The sequence below is a fragment of the Nocardia sp. Marseille-Q1738 genome, assembly GCF_965283145.1.
Window position 1 is genome coordinate 408,244 of record NZ_CBDIMS010000004.1, and the last position, 17,045, is coordinate 425,288.

Consider the following 17,045-nt stretch of genomic DNA (forward strand, 5'->3'; position numbering starts at 1 on the left):
TGGCCCTACCACTCAGGCCGGGCTCAATGCGCGGAGGGGTTCGTCGAGTTCGCGGCGGTAGAAGTCCAGGAAGCCGTCGGGGTCGGGGCCCGCGTTCTGCATGACGAGATGATCGAAGCCCGCGTCGGCGTACTGCTTCGCGGCGTCCAGATAGGGAGCGGGCTCAGGGCCACAGGCGAAGTTGTCGAAGATGTCCGCCAGGCGGACGGTGGTGGTCGCGGCGGCGAAGTTGACCGGATTGGGCAGTTCGCTCATCACCTTCCACCCGGTGACCGCCCACCGCGTCGTGTCCAGTACCGCCTTGGCGGCCGTCTCCTCGTCCGGAGCCCAGGCCATGCCGACCTCCGCGTAACGCGGGCCCGCTCCGCCCGCGGCGCGGTAGCGCTCGACGAGATCCGACTTCGGTTCGGTGGCGAACAGGCCATCACCGAGCTCGGCGGCGATCCGGGCCGCCTCCGGCCCACCCCCGGCGACGGCGATCGGCGGCGGCTCATCGGGCAGATCGAAAACCCTAGCCTCGGAGACGGTCAGGAATTCGCCATCGTAGGAGTGGTATCCGCCGCGCCAGAGCAGCCGGATGATCTCGAGCGCCTCACGCAGCATCCGGTGCCGGATGCGCACCGGAGGGAACTCGCCGCCGACGACGTGTTCGTTCAGGCGCTCGCCCGAACCAACGCCCAGGGTGAACCGGTCGCCGGACAGGATCGCGAGGGTGGCTGCCGCTTGGGCGATGATCGCGGGGTGGTACCGCAGAATCGGGCAGGTCACGCCGGTGGCCAAACCGATCCGCTCGGTCTTCGCCGCGATGGTGCCGAGCACGGTCCAGGCGAACGGTGAATGCCCCTGATTGTCCAGCCACGGATGGAAGTGATCGCTGATGTCGACGAAGTCGAATCCGACCTCTTCCGCCCGGATCGCCTGGCGGACAAGCTCGTTCGGACCATATGCCTCGGCCGCCAGTTTGTATCCGATACGCATCGTCACCTCCTGTCGGCTGGGAGACGCCGGTCGTCTGCCAGGACCGGCTCTTGGCGGGGCGTACCCCGCATCCGATACGGAAAACCGACGCCCACCACAAAGGCGTCCAGTCGAGACCGAGCGGCTTCACGTTCAATCAGTTCCTCGTCGACGCCCAGGAACCATTGCTGTTCCACTGTGGAATGCGGGCGTTGTTCCCGCTGGTATCGGCGGAGATCACGCGCATCATGCCGGTCGAGCGGTTGCGCTGGATCACCTTCGGGCACGTAGAGGCGGCGAATGCGGGACCCGCCGGAACCTCATGCGGCATTGCCGACATGCTGGGCAGAGGCGCCGATCACTGCCGCATCGGTGCCGATCAACGTTCGCAAGAACGCCTCCTGCTTTCGACGCCCCCGGGTCGCGGCATGATCCAGCCCTCCGGGAACGGCACGGGCCGATGCGGAGCGGATGAGGTTCACCGGGATTCGGAGCAGCGGGTACCACGGCGGCACGTAGGCGGACAGGCCGAGTTGGCGCATCGCGGACGGCCCCAGGAATGCGCTGGCGATGGACAGATGCTGCGCACGGGCGATACGGCCGCGCAGCGCGGGCAGGTTGCGGTAGTGCCAGCCGAGTGGATCATCGGCCATCGGAACCGCCAGTTGGGGTGTGGTCTCGTCAGGATTGGTGATCGCCGCGAGGCTGTGATAGAGGATTCGGACGGCGTCCCGAAATCCGTTGGGCAGGAATCGGTCTTCGACACCGAGCAGCCAACCCACGTAGCGGGTGAGGTGTGCGGCGGCGTCGAGATCGCGGGGAGTGGAAAGCAACCCCATCGCCAGTGCTCCGACGAACGGTGCGATCAAAGCACCGACCAGCGTCGCGGCCATATCGGTCTGGTTGATCGGCAGGCCCCATTCCTCCTCGCGCCAGTCCGGCAAGGCCGCTACGTGACGGCGCACCAGAGCATGGATGAGCCGCACATGCACCGTCGACCGATAGCCGCGACCCAGCGGCGACATTCCGCCGTCGGAAGTGACATCCAGCGCCCACTGCAGTGTTTCGGCGAACCGCTTGGCAGGGCCCTTCTCGAGTGCGCCGGTACGAATCAAAGTCTTGTTGAAGCCGGAGGCCAGGTAGCCGCCGAGAAAGGACACGTCTCGAGCGATGTACAGCCCGTCCGCACCACCGAGTCGGAACACTCGTTCCGCATGCGCGATCTTCTCCCGGTCCAGCCAGCCGGGCGGCATCTCCACCCGAACGAAGAACGCCCGCAACGGATCCGGTGCGTCCGGCACGCTGTCGATGCCGCCGTGTAGCACCCGCTCGAATATCGGGCGAGTTCGGGCCATGCCCTCGCGGTACATCCAATCGACCAGATCGTCCATCGGCTGATCGCCGACGAGCAGCGCCTCACCGAGATCGCGCCATTGCTCCGGTGATGGTTTGCCGAGCCTCAACAGCAGCGCGAACGGTCGCAGTCCGGGAACGCCGCGCGGTGCGGCGGGGTGGCGCAGCGGAACTGATCGGTTCATGTGTAGCTCTCCTTTGAGCTTGCGCTGACCAGTGCGTCGCGAGCACCGTCGTGCATCGACGATATAAAAACAGTTGCATTGCGTCAATGCATCAGCAGCGACGCACGCGGCGCGAGAAACCACACGGCATCACGCTCAGCAACATTCGGGCTAGAAGGTCGAGCCCCCGTCACGTCGGATTGACATCTTCCGCACGCACGGAAGAGACGCCGAGTAGGCCGCCCTGAGTCGGCCGAAAAGTCGACGATGCGTGGGGAAAGCATCACTCGCTGGGACGATTGCCGAGGTTCGGAATGCTGGTAACGAGATACCGTTTCCGGCGTGGCCGGACTGTCCGCAACTCGCCGCTACGACATCTGGCGAACTTTCAGCGTTTCGTTGTATGTCTCGCGCGGGTAACAGCGTATGGTCGCGCTATGCCGACAGCGACGTCGATCGACACCGGAGCCGAACATCTCGCTTGCTGGGTCACCGTCGTCGGGCAACGCCTACACCAGTTGCCGACAGGAAACCCGGATGTCCTGCTCGCCCACGCTATGAGCGGATTCCTCGCGATCGGGCGAGCGAGCATGGCTCTGCTGACCACTTCCCTGAATCCGACCGATATCCGAGACCACGATCTCGTCTTCGAAATCACGGCCGACGCGGAGCGGTGGCTCACCGACGCGGCCACGGAACCGGTTGTCAACCAGGTCACCGACCGCGGCGAGCACATTCAGCGCTACCTCAGCCCCGCCGCGCTCGACACCGTGGCGAAGGCGCGCTTGCGGCACTGCGCACAGGCGACGGCCATTCATACCCGTGATCTGCTGATCAGCATCGACAACGACCCCACCGTGCCGGCCGAGATACGGGACCTCGCCCGCGATCTCGCCGCCCGCGCGAACGTCATCGCCACGGTCTACGCCGACGACCCGCAACAGCTGCTCTCGATGATCAACCGTTGATCCACCCGCGCGAATCCGCGGGGAACCGAACATGACACAGCGTGTGCTGATCCTCGCCAGTGCGAACAACGGACTGACCCAACGAGCCACGCTCGCGGTGCGCCGATCCGGGCGCACCGCACGGATCGCGATAGTGCACTGCGAATCGGATATTCGCCGTGCGGTCGAAGCGGACGGCTTCGATATCGTGGTCTGCCCGTACCTGACGACGAAGATCCCTGCTGACATCCACCTGCGGTGGACTTGCGTCATCCTGCATCCCGGCCCGGTAGGCGATCGCGGTCCGCATGCACTGGACTGGGCGATCAGCGAACGTGAGCCGCTATGGGGCGTGACGGCACTGACGGCAGTCGAAGAAATGGACGCGGGTCCCGTGTGGTCGACACGGACCTTCTCGTTGCCGTGTCGCCGCAAATCCGCCGTCTACAACACTGTCGTAGCCGACGCCGCGATCGAATGCCTGCTCGAGGCGCTCGACATGGCCGGCCGCGCCCTCTCCCCCACTTCGCAAGCCGAGATGCCGCAGCCGGTCGCGCATGCCCGGCCGAGGCCCGCTATGCGCCGCGGCGACCGGCAGATCCACTGGAGCGAGGACGCCACGACGATCCTGAGTCTCATTCATGCCAGCGACGGGTCACCAGGGGCGCCGGCGACCGTCGCCGGCCTGCCGATGCTCGTCTATGACGCCGACCGCGGGCAGGACGATCCCCCGGCTCCGCCCGGCACTGTGCTCGGACGCCGGGAAGGCGCCATCGAAATCGCGTGTGGAGATGGCAGCATCTGGGTCGGCCGCCTCCGGTTCTCGCGAGACGCCGAGCCTTCGTGCAAGGGTCCGGCTACCCAGGTGCTGGCCAAGGCCGGGGTTCCGGTTCCGGCGTTGCCGGTCGTCGACGAGACACGGAAATCGCAGGAAATCCGGTATCGGCGCAAGGGCGAGATCGGGTTTCTCACCATCGACTTCTACAACGGTGCGATGGGGTCCGGACAATGCCGAAGGTTGCTCGCAGCGTTCACCTATGCAGCGGCGCAAGACACGAAAGTGCTGGTCCTCGAGAACAATGGTGCGTACTTCAGCAACGGCATAGACCTGAGCGCGGCGGAGCTGTCCGAGGACCCCGAGGGAGAGGCCTGGCGGAACCTTTTGGCGATCACCAACGTGTGCCGAGCGATTCTGACCTGTTCCACACAGGTCACGATCGCCGCCGTGACCGGAAACGCCGGCGCGGGTGGCGTCATGCTCGCGTTGGCGGCAGACCTCGCCGTCGCCGCCGATCGTGTGGTGTTCAACCCGCACTACCGGACGATCGGACTGTCGGGCTCGGAGTTCCACACCTATAGCCTGCCGCGGCGAGTGGGAGGCGACACGGCACAGCGGCTGCTGCACGACTGCCAACCCCTCGACGCGGCGGGCGCCGCCGACCTCGGGCTGATCGATGCGGTGGCACCGAGCGCGCGGTTCGACAGCCGGCTGGCCGAACTAGCCGGTGAGTGTGCCCATCCGGCTCGATGGGAGGCGATGATCGCCGCGAAGCACTCTCGGACGATCGATCTGAATGCGATCGAGGGCGCCGAGCTGCGACGAATGGCCCGGGACATCTTTCGTGACGAGAACGAATTCCGCCGCAAGCGACAAGCGTTCGTACACGGGGATCTCCGGCAACCGTCCGTGGCCGGACTGTGAGCGACCGAGCAGCCGCACGCCTTCGCCCCTGAGCACCGGGTCCCGCAACGCTGGATCGGCCCGCGGCGAGCGCATAGCCCGGAGAAGATCGACAATGGTGGTATGGCGACGGTGCTGTTGGGCGGCGACGTCATGCTGGGCCGGGGTGTGGACCAGATTCTGCCGCATCCTGGCGAACCGGTGCTGCGCGAACGGTGTGTCGATGATGCGCGAACGTATGTCGAGTTGGCCGAGCGCGCGAACGGCGCGTTCGCTTATCCCGTCGATTTCCGCCGACCTTGGGGTGATGTCCTGTCGCTCCTCTCGGAGGTCGACCCCGAGGTGCGGTTGATCAACCTGGAGACCTCGATCACCGCGGACGGCGCGTTCGCGCCGGGCAAAGGCGTCCACTACCGGATGAACCCGGACAATGTGCCGGTGTTGACCGCGATCGCGCCGGTCGTCTGCGCTCTGGCCAACAATCATGTCCTGGATTTCGGTATCCCGGGGCTGGTCGACACGCTCGAAGCGCTCGATACCGCTGGCATCCGCCGTGCCGGGGCGGGCGCGGATCTGCACGAGGCACAAGCCCCTGCGATAGTGGAACTCGACCACGAACATCGGGTGGTGATCGTCTCGGTCGCCGGTGGATCGAGCGGGGTTCCGGAATTCTGGGCGGCGCGTAACAACCGGCATGGGGTGTGGCGGGTCGGCGAATCACCGAGCGCTCGTGCCGCCGATGACGTAGCCGCGAAAGTATTGGCGCACAAGCGTGACCACGACATCACGATCGTCTCCGTCCATTGGGGACCGAATTGGGGTTACGGAGTAGCGATGAGCGAAAAACAGTTCGCACATCGGTTGATCGATGCCGGGGTCGACGTCGTGCACGGACATTCCGCACACCATCCCCGGCCGATCGAGATCTACCGCGGCCAACCGATTCTGTACGGGTGCGGCGACGTCATCGACGACTATGAGGGCATCAGCGGCCACGAACGGTACCGCACCGAATTGCATTTGCTGTATCTGGTGTCGATCGAGGCCGACGCGGTGGAGGTGCGCATGATTCCGCTGCGCGAACGGCACATGCGTCTCGAGTGGGCTGCCCCCGGCGAATCGCGCTGGCTGTGCGAGTTGATGGCGCACATCAGCCGTGGTTTCGGAACCCGCGTGGCGTCGCGTCCTGACGACTTCCCCGTCGTGTTCAACGCCGCACAACGGTGAGATGGCGGTGGAACCAGTCGCGGGCGAGATCCGCGACCTGCTCCAGCGCACCGGGCTCCTCGAACAGATGTGTCGCGCCGGGCACCACATCGACCTCGCTCGGGCACGGCATCCGCAGCCGGGCCGCACGGTTGGCCTCCAGCACCCAGTGGTCGTCGCCGCCGACGATGAGCAGAGTGGGCGCACGGACCAGCGCCAGCCGCGGACCGGCCAGGTCGGGCCGACCGCCGCGGGAGACGATGGCGGCGATCTCGGTGCCGGGTTCGGTGGCCGCCCACAGCGCCGCACCGGCGCCGGTGCTCGCTCCGAAGTAGCCGGTGGGCAGTCCGGTCAGTTCCGGGCGCGTCCGCAGCCAGCGGGTCACCTCGACGAGGCGATGGGCGAGCAACTCGATGTCGAATACACGCGAGCGGTCACCCTCCTCGTCCGGGGTCAGCAGGTCGACCAGCATCGTCGCGAACCCAGCCCGGTTCAGGACCTCGGCGACGAACCGGTTTCTCGGACTGTGCCTGCCGCTACCGCTGCCGTGCGCGAACGCGACCAGTCCGGTGCAGTCCTGCGGGACGGCCAGCACCCCCGCCAGACGGATGGACTCCGGCGGCACGATGACCTCTTCTGTCCGCGTCAAGGGATAGGGTGCGGACGACATCGAAACACCTCCTGTATCCGGCGTACCCGATCAGGCCGGTCGTGCGCAAGAGGGGCCGCAAGGCGCCGTCGATTGCCCCTGGTCAGTCGGCGGGGTCGGCCTCCTGGGACTGTTTCGATGTGATCACCTGGACACGCCACGGCATGCGGAACAGACCTGTCGAATCGCTACGGACCCACTGCGTGACAGCGGCGACGGCTGAGCCCAGCGCCGCAAGACCGGCGAGCAGTGCCCACTGTGTGAGCGTCGCGGAGGTGTAGTTGACCTGCCCGACGCCGGGCACCGCGAGTCTGCCATTGCCGAAGGCCCAGTTCATGAACGATCCGATTTGACCGCCCAGATCCGTGGTGCGCGAAACCATCCCCTTCAACTCAGCGCTTTTGCTGTTGATGTGGAGCACGGTGATCAGCACGAACAACGCGGTGGCCAGCGTGGAGAACGTCGCAAGGCGGGTGAGCGCCTCGATGCGAAGCCGCAGATTGATCACCACCGCCAGGACGGTGATGGCGATGGCCGCGCTGGCCAGGATCGCCCAGAATCCCGTGATCTGCGCGGCGCGCGGTCTGTGTGATGACCAGACGTTCAGGTACACCGTGGTGATCTGCATCCGGCCGAAGGCATTGACGGTGACTCTGCCGTCGGGACCCCTGACGGTGATCCACGACTGGAACAGCAGTACGAGCGTCACAAGGTTGCCAACCGCCGCCGCGACATAGCCCCAGTGCCCGCGCAGCGCGACCTGATAGGCCTTCGGCCCTTGTGGCCCGCTCGCCCCTGGTTCCGGCGTGCCGCTCCTATCCTGGGTTTCGTTCGCCCGCCAGGGAGTTGGCTGCACCATGACGTCATTTTATGGTCGGGGCGGTATCGGAGTTCGTTCGCGACTCACCTCCAGTGGGAAGCCTGCACCGCAGGCAGGCCACCCGGTCGCCACGATGGGGTGGCGGAATCGGCCGGTTCAGCGCGCCGCAGCGGCTCCACGTGCGCGTGCACGGCCGGTCGCGGGGCGGCGACTACATGCCGATAAGGGTAGATATCCATTGCGCACCGATCCTGATGCGTAACCTGATCCATGCATTACGGACCGTTTCCGCGGCGATTGCTGGACCACCGGTATTTTTGGGCGGTGCTTCGAGGTCGCTGCCCCGTAAAACTCACCCGGGGTGATCTTCCCGTTACGCCCGAGGACCGAACTTGACTTTTCCTTGTCTAGCGCTCGCCGTCCATAGGGTGAACCATGAACTCCGTGAGTCAGACGTAAAGTTCACCCAAGTTGAAGGATCACAATGTCCACCAGAATCACGAAAATCTGCGCCGCAACCGCCATCGTTCTCTCATTCGGCCTTATCGCCGGTCCCGCCGCTTCCGCCGAAACGCCATCCGAAGCGGCGACGCCGGCTACCGGATCGGTCTTTATCTGCGTTCCTCTCGGTAGCGTTGTGTGGTGCCTCTGAGGCCACTTGCCGGGCCACACCGAGCTGAATGTGGCCTGCGTTCATTGAATTCGAAGTCCGTATCAGATGAGTAAGGAGGCACAGCCCAGCAGCTGTCGCCGTCCCTCGATCAGACGAGGCGGCGACGCTGCCGATCGAGACGAACCACCCGCCGCTCGAACCGTACTCCGGGGCGGCAACTTTTCGGCGTGCTCGAGCCGAATTCGGCGGTGAGCCGCCTTTCGCGGAGCCAACGATCTGGATGTCGCGTCGCGACCAGCCGTAGTGGGCCCAGTACCCGGATCGCCTCCCCCAACTTCTTCTCGTCCACCGGGCGCTCGCGTGGTTCAGGTCACCTCCGTACGAGATGTCACACTAGGCGGCCGCGCTTCGTCTACTCGCCGGACAATCCACACGAAGGAGGTTGCGATGCGGATCGCGGTTGTCGGTGCAAGTGGTCGGATCGGCCGCGAGGTGGCCGACGTGCTGACGAAGCAAGGCCACGAGGTGCTCGGGGTCAGCCGAGCGACAGGTGTGGACGTCTACACGGCAGAAGGGCTGGCAGAGGCGCTGGCCGGGGCGGATGTCGTGGTCGACTCGGTCAACGCGACGACCACCGAAACGGCGGCGGTGACGGACTTCTTCCGCACCGTCGCGCGGAACGTGCAAAGCGCGGCGGCCGCCGCGGGGGTGCGGCGAATCGCACTGGTCTCGATCATCGGGATCGAGCAGTTCACCGCCGGGCATTACGCGGGAAAGCTGGCGCAGGAGCATGCCTACCGGGAAGGCCCGGTGCCGGTGCGGATCCTGCGTGCCGCCCAATTCCACGAATTCACCGAGATGATGCTCGACTGGACCACGCGCGGCGACACGGCCTACGTCCCGAAGTACCGGGCTCAGCTCGTCGCTGCCCGCACCGTCGCGGAGAAGCTGGCCGAAGTGGCCATCGCGGACAGCGGCGCCGAAATGATCGAGATCGCCGGTCCGCATGAGCTGGAGCTCGCCACGGCCGTCGCGAAACTGGCTGCGCGACAGGGCAAACCGGCTCGTGTGGAAGAAATCGTCGACATCGACGATCCGAATCACGAGCTGCAGGCCGGTGGCGCTTTACTGCCCGGTCCAGAGGCCATACTCGCAGGACCGACGTTCGACGAGTGGCTCGACCACAAGTATCCGGCGCAACAGTAGAAGTCACGACTCCCCTTGACTTCAGGTCGACCTCAACTCGCAAGCTGTGGGCACTGTGAGAAAAGGGGAATGATGACAACGTTCGGAGAAAAGCAGAGCCGAGGCTACGACCGGCGGGCCACTCGGCTGCTCGGTGGCCTGTACCGGCTGATCGCGGCCGATGTCGACGCCGCGACGGCCCTGGGCGCGTTGGTGCTCGACATAGGGACCGGACCGGGAAAATTGGTGGCGCAATTGCATTCTCGACGACCGGACCTGCGGCTGCATGGCGTGGATCTGTCGCCGCACATGATCGAAATCGCCGAACGAACTCTCGCCGGCCGAGCGGAGTTCTCGGTGGGCGACGTCGGCGCGCTGCCCTACCCCGACGACAGCTTCGACCTGGTCGTGTCGAGCCTGAGTCTGCACGAATGGCCCGATGTAAACCGGTCGATCGCGGAGCTGGCGCGAGTGCTGCGGCCCGGCGGCACCGTGGCGATCTACGACTTCCGGTTCGTGCCCGCGGCTCCCGCCCTGGCCGCGTTACGCGATTCGTTCCCGGCGGCGACGGTGCGTCGGGAAACGGCGCGTCCCCGGCGACATCCGATCGGGCTCTATGCGCGATTCACCGCTCACGCCGCTTAGAGTGCGGGTATGGCGGGCGGCGACATATCGATCGGCGAACTCGCGGCACGTTTCGGCCTGGCCACCCACGTGCTGCGGCACTGGGAGGACGCCGGCTTGCTCGCTCCGCGCCGAGATGGCGCCGGCCGCCGCCGATATCGCGACGACGACGCGGAGACGGTCGCGATGATCCTGCTGGGTAAGCAGGTCGGGTTGTCGCTGGACGAGCTCGCCACGCTCTTCGCCGAAGCGTCCGACCGGAGCGCTCGTCGCGCTCTGCTGCGTGCGCACCGCGACCAGCTCGTATTCCACATCGCCAAGGCCACAGCGGCACTCGAGACCATCTCACATGCGCTGGACTGCGACGCCGAGGACTTCCGCGGCTGCCCGCACTTCCGGGCGAAGGTCGCCGACGCGCTAGCGCTGGCGACCGGAGCAGCCAGTGCACAGCAGCCATCAGGAGTCACGAACCGATCAAGGCGCCGAGTGTAGATCGTTATGGCGCACGGATTTCCGCTCTGACGGTTGAGTTTGCGGCAAACCGGTCGACGGGAGGCGATTCGGCGACGAGACGGGGGTTCTGCGCACGTTTTCGCCGATTAGGATCGATTTCTGCGAACAGTCACACAGCCAGCAGTGACACTTCGACTCGATAGAGGTGCCCCGTGAGCAAGACAATTCGAATCCCCGCGGCAGAACTCGCCGACCACATCGGCGAATCGGTCGTCGGGTATGGCACCCTCACCCAAGCGGGAGTGGTCCAGCCGGGCGGCGATCTCGTGGTCGCGGTTTTCGGCGTGGAGACCAATCGGCGCGAAAAGTCGTTCACGCCAGGTCAATTGGTGGAACTGGAAGTCACCGAGTAATCGCGAACACTCGTCGGCTGGGTGGAGCCGCTCGCTCGGCTCCACCCAGCCGAGCGAACGGCTCAGCCGATCAGCGCGTTCATGATCGTCCCCGCGCTGGTGGCGATGACGCCGCCGAGCATGCCGCCGGCGACCATTTTCGCCGACGCGAGTGGACCGCCCTGCCATTTCTCCCAGGCGAATTTCCCTCCCGCGTACATGATTCCGGTGACGCCGGAGAGAATCACGAACCACGTGAAGTACCGAAGTAGCTGGAGGATCTTGTCCGAATTGGGTGGAGCTTCCGGGACGGGATCCTCCACCTGAGCCATCAGGAACGCTTCGACTGCCGTATGGATCATCATTGATCTGTCTCCGTCGCGTTGCGGCTGGACAAGTTATACGCAATCGCTATGACGATCGAAGTATCGCGATCCGCGGAGTATCCGTCAACCCTCCGAACGGACGAGGGCACCCCGCTGCCGGTCGAGAGTTAGCTGGGAATCGGTGTCAGATCGCGGCGGACGGGTAGTGCACGAGTGTGAGCGACGACGGTGACAGCGTGCCGGCCGCTGACTTGGACCCGACGGCCGCGCGGGCGGTGATCGAGCAAGCCAAGGGCGCGGTGATGCTGGCCTACGGAATCGACGCCGGGGAAGCGTTCACCCTGCTGCGGGTACGGTCCCAGGAAACCAACACCAAGCTGCGGATTCTCGCCGCCAGAGTGGCCGCGGAACTGCCGTCCGTCTGCCCGCCCGCGGTGACCACCGAGCTGCGCAGCCGCCTCGACCAACTCCTGTGGACGGCATGAGCAACCGAACCGGTCGCGGGTCGAGCAAAGCCGCGCGCCTCGATCCCGCCGATCATCGACAGCGGCGCTCGCCTGCTCGGGCGACTGCCCGGAGATTTCCGGACAAATGGTTGTCCGGCACTGTCCAGCCAGGCCATGAGATCGCTAGCGCTTCTGGGCGACCGCGAATACTCGCCGGAACGGCAACCAGGTGGTGCCGTCGCCCCGCCGCGGGTAGGCGGCCCGTAGCAGTGGGGCGAGCTGGGCGGTGAACTCGCGCCATTCCGCGTCGTCGAGGACGTCACGGACCGGGCGCAGCGCGGTGCCGGCGACCCAGCCGAGCACCGGGTCGTCACCGGTCAAACGCTGCAGGTAGGTCGTTTCCCAAGCGTCGACGGCGCCGCCCGAGTCGGCGAGCACGTCGGCGTATCCCGCCGGATCGAGGACGGCCCGGGGTTCCAGGATGCCCGCCTGTCCGAGACGGTCGCGCCATTCGCCGCGGGCGGCCACTTGCCGGATGGCTCGATGAGAGGGCGCGTCGAAGTTTCCGGGAACTTGGATGGCCAACCACGCCCCCGTGGGGAGTTGACGCATCCATTGCGCTAGCAAGGCGGGATGTTCGGGTACCCAATGCAGGACGGCGTTGCATATGACGACATCGGTGTCCTCGCCCGGTTGCCAGTTCTCCACGGCGCCGAGATCCGCTTCGATACCGCGATCGCGCGCGGCCGCGACCATGTCGGGTGAAGAGTCGAGAGCCTGGACGCTCGCGCCGGGCCAGCGCTGCGCGAGTACGCCGGTGAGATGCCCTGGACCGCAGCCGAGGTCGACCACGCCCCGCGGTTCGGTCGCGCCAACCCTGGCCAGCAGGTCGAAGAAGGGACGCGACCGATGGTCGCCGAAGGCCAGGTACTGCTGTGGATCCCACATAGTCCGCTCCCGATTATCTACCAAACCGTACGTACGTACTGTATTGTTCGACCGAACAGGAGCAAACAGACTCGGCATCACGGTTTCGTAACGGCCGGCTCTGGGTATCACATAGCTATGACGGATCACCGACCAACCCGGATAGCCGGTGTGGAACGGGGAACCGGCGCGCTCGCTTTCGCTACGTGCCTTGCCTTTTCGCTCGGTATCGCGGCGCTCACGCAGTCCGCCTTCTCCACCCTGGTGGCATGCGCGAGCATCGTGGCCGGGGTCACACTGGTTCTGAACATTCTGCCGCACAGGGCATAACCCCGGCGTGCCGTTGCCCCGCATGTCGAATCCTGGTGGCATCTAGTCACATCGACGTGACTCGGAGGCGGGCATGCTGATCAGCAATTCATCCATCACCGTCGACGGCGACACCGCCACCGGGCGCACGATGTGTCACAACCCGATGCTGATGTCCGGCGGCGACGGCCCGCCGACCATGATGCGGTGCGGTCTGTGCTATCTCGACACGTTCGTGCGCGACGACGGGCAGTGGCGCATCAAAGAGCGGGTCGAGGAGAAGAGCTTCCTCTTCGTCGCGCCCTCCGCGCCTGGCATGGGCTGATCCGTCCCGCGTGGGGCTGATCCTCGGGCAGCTGCGGCGGGCTCTTCTAGGGACGTGCAGCCGTCTCGGCGGGAGTGAGAGCTGATGTCGCGGCCTCCGAAGACTCAGCCGCGTGCGTGTCCGGCTGCACCGCCCGCCGGATCGGGAGGCCTCGCCTGCTGCCGACCAAGAACAGCGCGACCAGCACCACGCTGAACCAGACATAGGTGTTGCCGATGAAGTGCTGCCATGGCGTCCACATGGTTTCGCGGTGCTCGCCGTCGGGCAGCCAGTTGTGCGGACCGATCACGAAGACCGCCGTGGTGACCACGAACGTCACCCACCAGCCGATCGCCCACCTGCCAGGCAGGCGAGTCGCGTATCCGGCCATGGCGAACAACGCGGGCGCGATCCATACCCAGTGGTGCGACCAGGAGATCGGCGAGACGAGCAGGGTGAAGACGGCGTTGATGGCCAGGGCGAGCGCCGGGAGGTCGGCGGCCCGGCGCATCGCGGCGACGACCAACGCCAGCAGCGCGGCGCCCAGCACCAGCCAGACCACCGTGAACGCGGGCTCGGGCACCTCGAACCGGGCGAAGACCGCCTGAATCGACTGATTGGTATGGAACGCGGATCCGCTCAGCCCGGACACGTTACCGAGCCCGCCGAACCAGTACTTGACCGATTCTTTCGGAAGGATGGCGAAGCCGAGTGCCGTCGCGGCCGCACCGGTGACGGCGGCGGTCGCCGCCGCACGGTAGTCCCGGCGCACCAGGAAGTACAGCACGAACGCCGCGGGCGTCAGCTTGATCGCGGCGGCGATACCGATCAGCATGCCGCGGCGCCAGCGCGGCTTGTGCGTCAGGCAATCCGCGGCGACCAGCGCCATCAGCAGCAGATTGACCTGACCGAAGTCCAGCGTCGAATGAATCGGCTCGAGCAGCAGTCCCAGCGGCGTCGCGCAGGCCGTCGCCCAGACCGCCGACCTGCGCCGCGACTCCTCCGGCCACACCCGCCGAGCCACCGCGTACAGCGTGATGCCCAGCGCGGCCACCGAGGAGACGAAGAAGCTCAGCGCGGCCACGTCCCACGGCAGCATCGCGAACGGGCCCAGCGCGAGCGCGGCGAACGGCGGATAGATGAAAGGAAGACCCGCGCCGATGGTGGTCTGCGGCAGTTGGCCGTACATATCGGCGCCGTGCCGCATGGCGTCGACGCCGAGCCGATATACCTGCAGGTCGATGAATCCGCCGGTGATCTCGTCGAATGGCCAGACCGGCTTCAGGAGACAGAAGGCGGAGAACGCGACCGCGAGGACCGGTGCCAGCCGCAGCACACGCCCGAGTCGACGGTTATGGGACATCGGCGTTTCGGCGGTGGCGCTGACACTACTCATCCGCGGCGACTATACCGACCTCTCTCCGCGCGTTCAGCACATGGGACGGCCCGGTCGCGCTCGTCGCGTGAAGGGCCAGGAAACGGGTATGCCACCACCAGCCCGAGGCAGCAGAGGAGGTCGGCACATGACGGTCGCGACCCCGGTCGATGCGGGAGGCGATGAGCGATGAAGGCACCCGGCGCTGCGGAGTTCGTCCCCGAAGGTGCGGATCTGGCGCGGCTGCGTCAGGCCGCCTGCCACTGCCGAGGGTGCGATCTCTACCGGCACGCGACCCAGACGGTATTCGGCGCGGGTCCCGCGAACGCGGATGTCGTGGTGATCGGCGAACAGCCCGGCGATCAGGAGGACGTGCTGGGGCAGCCATTCGTCGGTCCGGCCGGACGGCTGCTCGACCGCGCGCTGGCCGAGGCCGATATCGACCGTGACGCGGTCTACGTGACCAACGCGGTCAAGCACTTCAAGTTCGTCGAGCGCGGCAAACGCCGGATCCACAAGACGCCGGGACGCACCGAGGTGGTCGCCTGCTCGGCGTGGCTCGATGCCGAACTCGACCTGCTGCGACCCCGCTTGGTGGTGTGCCTCGGTGCGATCGCCGCACAGGCGGTGCTCGGCCCTTCGTTCAAGGTCAGCGCACAACGCGGTGAGGTGATCGAGGCCGAGGACTATCGAGTCGTCGCCACCGTGCACCCGTCGGCGGTACTGCGTGCACCCGACCGCGCGGAGGCCTACGCGGCGTTCGTCGCCGATCTGCGCATCGTCCGCGCCCAGCTCGGAAACTCCGCGGCCGCGCGCTGACGGCCGCGGCGCCTGAGCGCGGCGTTACCCACGCGCGCGAACGGCGCTCACCGCTTTGCGGGCCGCCACCAGAACCGGATCCCACACCGGGGAGAACGGCGGCGCGTAGCCGAGGTCCAACACCGTCATCTGCTCGACGGTCATCCGGGCGGTCAGTGCGACCGCGGCGATGTCGACGCGTTTGCCTGCGCCTTCGCGTCCCACGATCTGCACGCCGAGCAGCCGGCCCGTCTGACGCTCGGCGAGCATCTTCACCGTCATCGGCTCCGCGTCCGGGTAATAGCCGGAGCGGCTGGTGGATTCGATGGTGACCGTCACGTACTGCAGGCCTGCCGCCCTGGCGTCCTTCTCGCGCAAACCCGTTCGCGCCACCTCCAGATCGCATACCTTGCTCACCGAGGTGCCGACGACTCCCGGGAAGGTCGCGTATCCGCCGCCGATGCCTGCTCCGATGATCTGGCCGTGCTTGTTGGCGTGCGTGCCCAGCGGAATGTGGCGTTCGCGGCCGGAGACCAGATCCAACACCTCGACGCAATCGCCGCCCGCCCAGATGTTCTCGTGTCCGCGCACCCGCATGGCGAGATCGGTGCGCAGTCCGCCGTGCTCCCCCAGCGGCAACCCCGCGGCACGGGCCAGTTCCGTCTCGGGACGTACACCGATACCGAGCACCACAACGTCCGCCGGATATTCCGCGGTGTCGGTCACCACCGCGGTGGTCCGGCCGTCGTCCCCGGTCCGGATCTCGGAAACCTCCGCATTGCCGACGACCTTGATGCCCATTCCGCACATCGCGTCGCGGACCATGGCGCCCATGTCCGGATCGAGCGTGGACATCGGCTCGGCGGCGCGGTTGACCATCGTGACGTCGTAGCCGCGCCGGATCAGGGCCTCCGCCATTTCGACGCCGATGTAGCCCGCGCCGACGACCACGGCGCGGTTGCCGCGCGCCCGCTCCAGCGTCTCCAACAGTGCCTGGCCGTCGTCGAGCGTTTGCACGCCGTGCACGCCGCCCGCGTCGATGCCCGGCAGCGGTGGCCGGACCGGCCGGGCGCCGGTGGCGATCACCAGATGGTCGTAGGTCATCCATGCCTCGAACCCGGTATCGCGCTCCCGGAAGCGCACCCTGCCTTTGGCGACGTCGATCTCGGTCACCTCGGTGTGCATCCGCAAGTCGATATCCCGGGAGCGATGTTCCTCGGGGGTGCGCGCGATCAGGGCGTCCCGTTCGAGGACGTGGCCGCCGACCCAGTAGGGAATGCCGCAGGCCGAGAACGAGGCGAAACCGCCGCGCTCGAAGACCACGATCTCCAATGCGCTCGCGTCCTTCATGCGGCGCGCCTGCGAGGCCGCCGACATCCCTGTCGCGTCACCACCGATGACGACCATTCGCTCGCCCATGGTCTTCACGCTACGTTCGGCGCGCACGCGGCGGGCGCCGGGGCCCGGTTTCGCGAATTTCCTGGTTGCCATGCGGTTGACCCGCGACTGATTCACA

The 17,045-nt window shown here is 66.5% G+C and carries 17 protein-coding genes and 2 pseudogenes; 11 read left to right on the plus strand and 8 right to left on the minus strand.

Annotation, left to right across the window (positions count from 1 at the left end; genetic code table 11):
* Positions 1 to 12: 12 nt before the first annotated feature.
* A complete protein-coding gene (locus tag ACWPXK_RS18460; RefSeq protein WP_454197370.1) occupies positions 13 to 978 on the minus strand; it encodes a TIGR03557 family F420-dependent LLM class oxidoreductase in 966 nt (321 codons plus the stop codon).
* Between the two features lie 74 nt (positions 979 to 1,052).
* On the opposite strand from ACWPXK_RS18460, the pseudogene ACWPXK_RS18465 reads away from it, so the two are divergent.
* Positions 1,053 to 1,265: pseudogene (locus ACWPXK_RS18465) on the plus strand (hypothetical protein); the annotation flags it as partial.
* A gap of 12 nt (positions 1,266 to 1,277) precedes the next feature.
* Here ACWPXK_RS18465 and ACWPXK_RS18470 read toward each other — a convergent pair.
* Positions 1,278 to 2,495 (minus strand): oxygenase MpaB family protein, encoded by a 1,218-nt coding sequence (locus ACWPXK_RS18470; protein WP_454197371.1) that lies wholly within the window; start codon positions 2,493 to 2,495, stop codon positions 1,278 to 1,280.
* Between the two features lie 416 nt (positions 2,496 to 2,911).
* Between ACWPXK_RS18470 and ACWPXK_RS18475 the strand changes: the two genes are divergently transcribed.
* From ACWPXK_RS18475 to ACWPXK_RS18485, 3 genes are all read left to right on the plus strand, one after another.
* On the plus strand, positions 2,912 to 3,442 hold the full coding sequence (locus tag ACWPXK_RS18475; protein WP_454197372.1) for a hypothetical protein: 531 nt from the start codon (positions 2,912 to 2,914) through the stop codon (positions 3,440 to 3,442).
* Between the two features lie 31 nt (positions 3,443 to 3,473).
* The gene (locus tag ACWPXK_RS18480; protein ID WP_454197373.1) at positions 3,474 to 5,123 is read left to right on the plus strand and encodes an enoyl-CoA hydratase-related protein; all 1,650 of its coding nucleotides are present in this window, start codon (positions 3,474 to 3,476) and stop codon (positions 5,121 to 5,123) included.
* A gap of 102 nt (positions 5,124 to 5,225) precedes the next feature.
* Positions 5,226 to 6,329 carry a CapA family protein gene (locus ACWPXK_RS18485; protein ID WP_454197374.1) on the plus strand — a complete coding sequence of 368 codons (1,104 nt, stop codon included), beginning with the start codon at positions 5,226 to 5,228 and terminating at the stop codon, positions 6,327 to 6,329.
* On the opposite strand, the pseudogene ACWPXK_RS18490 reads toward ACWPXK_RS18485, so the two are convergent.
* A pseudogene (locus ACWPXK_RS18490) lies at positions 6,310 to 6,966 on the minus strand (dienelactone hydrolase family protein); the annotation flags it as partial. The gene ACWPXK_RS18485 and the pseudogene ACWPXK_RS18490 overlap by 20 nt on opposite strands.
* A 94-nt stretch (positions 6,967 to 7,060) precedes the next feature.
* Positions 7,061 to 7,816 (minus strand): hypothetical protein, encoded by a 756-nt coding sequence (locus ACWPXK_RS18495; protein WP_454197375.1) that lies wholly within the window; start codon positions 7,814 to 7,816, stop codon positions 7,061 to 7,063.
* Between the two features lie 1,021 nt (positions 7,817 to 8,837).
* Between ACWPXK_RS18495 and ACWPXK_RS18500 the strand changes: the two genes are divergently transcribed.
* The 4 genes from ACWPXK_RS18500 to ACWPXK_RS18515 all read left to right on the plus strand — a co-directional run bounded on the left by ACWPXK_RS18500 (position 8,838) and on the right by ACWPXK_RS18515 (position 11,065).
* The gene (locus ACWPXK_RS18500) at positions 8,838 to 9,596 is read left to right on the plus strand and encodes an SDR family oxidoreductase (protein ID WP_454197376.1); all 759 of its coding nucleotides are present in this window, start codon (positions 8,838 to 8,840) and stop codon (positions 9,594 to 9,596) included.
* Between the two features lie 72 nt (positions 9,597 to 9,668).
* Positions 9,669 to 10,220 (plus strand): class I SAM-dependent methyltransferase, encoded by a 552-nt coding sequence (locus ACWPXK_RS18505; protein WP_454197377.1) that lies wholly within the window; start codon positions 9,669 to 9,671, stop codon positions 10,218 to 10,220.
* A 9-nt stretch (positions 10,221 to 10,229) separates the two neighbouring features.
* Positions 10,230 to 10,691, plus strand: coding sequence for a MerR family transcriptional regulator (locus ACWPXK_RS18510; RefSeq protein ID WP_454197378.1), 462 nt, complete (start codon positions 10,230 to 10,232; stop codon positions 10,689 to 10,691).
* A gap of 173 nt (positions 10,692 to 10,864) precedes the next feature.
* The gene (locus tag ACWPXK_RS18515) at positions 10,865 to 11,065 is read left to right on the plus strand and encodes a hypothetical protein (protein ID WP_364332713.1); all 201 of its coding nucleotides are present in this window, start codon (positions 10,865 to 10,867) and stop codon (positions 11,063 to 11,065) included.
* A 62-nt stretch (positions 11,066 to 11,127) separates the two neighbouring features.
* On the opposite strand, the gene ACWPXK_RS18520 is transcribed toward ACWPXK_RS18515, so the two are convergent.
* Positions 11,128 to 11,406, minus strand: a complete 279-nt coding sequence (locus ACWPXK_RS18520) for a hypothetical protein (RefSeq protein ID WP_040779098.1) — start codon at positions 11,404 to 11,406, stop codon at positions 11,128 to 11,130.
* 179 nt (positions 11,407 to 11,585) lie between these two features.
* Here ACWPXK_RS18520 and ACWPXK_RS18525 point away from each other — a divergent pair, with 179 nt between their 5' ends.
* Positions 11,586 to 11,855, plus strand: coding sequence for an ANTAR domain-containing protein (locus tag ACWPXK_RS18525; RefSeq protein WP_454197379.1), 270 nt, complete (start codon positions 11,586 to 11,588; stop codon positions 11,853 to 11,855).
* 144 nt (positions 11,856 to 11,999) lie between these two features.
* Here ACWPXK_RS18525 and ACWPXK_RS18530 read toward each other — a convergent pair whose 3' ends face one another.
* Entirely contained in the window at positions 12,000 to 12,764 is a 765-nt protein-coding gene (locus ACWPXK_RS18530) for a trans-aconitate 2-methyltransferase (protein ID WP_454197380.1), read from the minus strand.
* A 382-nt stretch (positions 12,765 to 13,146) separates the two neighbouring features.
* Here ACWPXK_RS18530 and ACWPXK_RS18535 point away from each other — a divergent pair, with 382 nt between their 5' ends.
* Positions 13,147 to 13,377, plus strand: a complete 231-nt coding sequence (locus ACWPXK_RS18535; RefSeq protein ID WP_454197381.1) for a nuclear transport factor 2 family protein — start codon at positions 13,147 to 13,149, stop codon at positions 13,375 to 13,377.
* Positions 13,378 to 13,423: 46 nt separating this feature from the next.
* Here the strand turns inward: ACWPXK_RS18535 and ACWPXK_RS18540 are convergent, their stop codons facing one another.
* Entirely contained in the window at positions 13,424 to 14,752 is a 1,329-nt protein-coding gene (locus tag ACWPXK_RS18540) for a glycosyltransferase 87 family protein (RefSeq protein ID WP_454197382.1), read from the minus strand.
* 168 nt (positions 14,753 to 14,920) lie between these two features.
* Here ACWPXK_RS18540 and ACWPXK_RS18545 point away from each other — a divergent pair, with 168 nt between their 5' ends.
* On the plus strand, positions 14,921 to 15,550 hold the full coding sequence (locus ACWPXK_RS18545) for a UdgX family uracil-DNA binding protein (RefSeq protein WP_454197383.1): 630 nt from the start codon (positions 14,921 to 14,923) through the stop codon (positions 15,548 to 15,550).
* Positions 15,551 to 15,574: 24 nt separating this feature from the next.
* Here ACWPXK_RS18545 and ACWPXK_RS18550 read toward each other — a convergent pair whose 3' ends face one another.
* Positions 15,575 to 17,044 carry an FAD-dependent oxidoreductase gene (locus ACWPXK_RS18550; protein ID WP_454197384.1) on the minus strand — a complete coding sequence of 490 codons (1,470 nt, stop codon included), beginning with the start codon at positions 17,042 to 17,044 and terminating at the stop codon, positions 15,575 to 15,577.
* Position 17,045 lies beyond the last annotated feature (1 nt).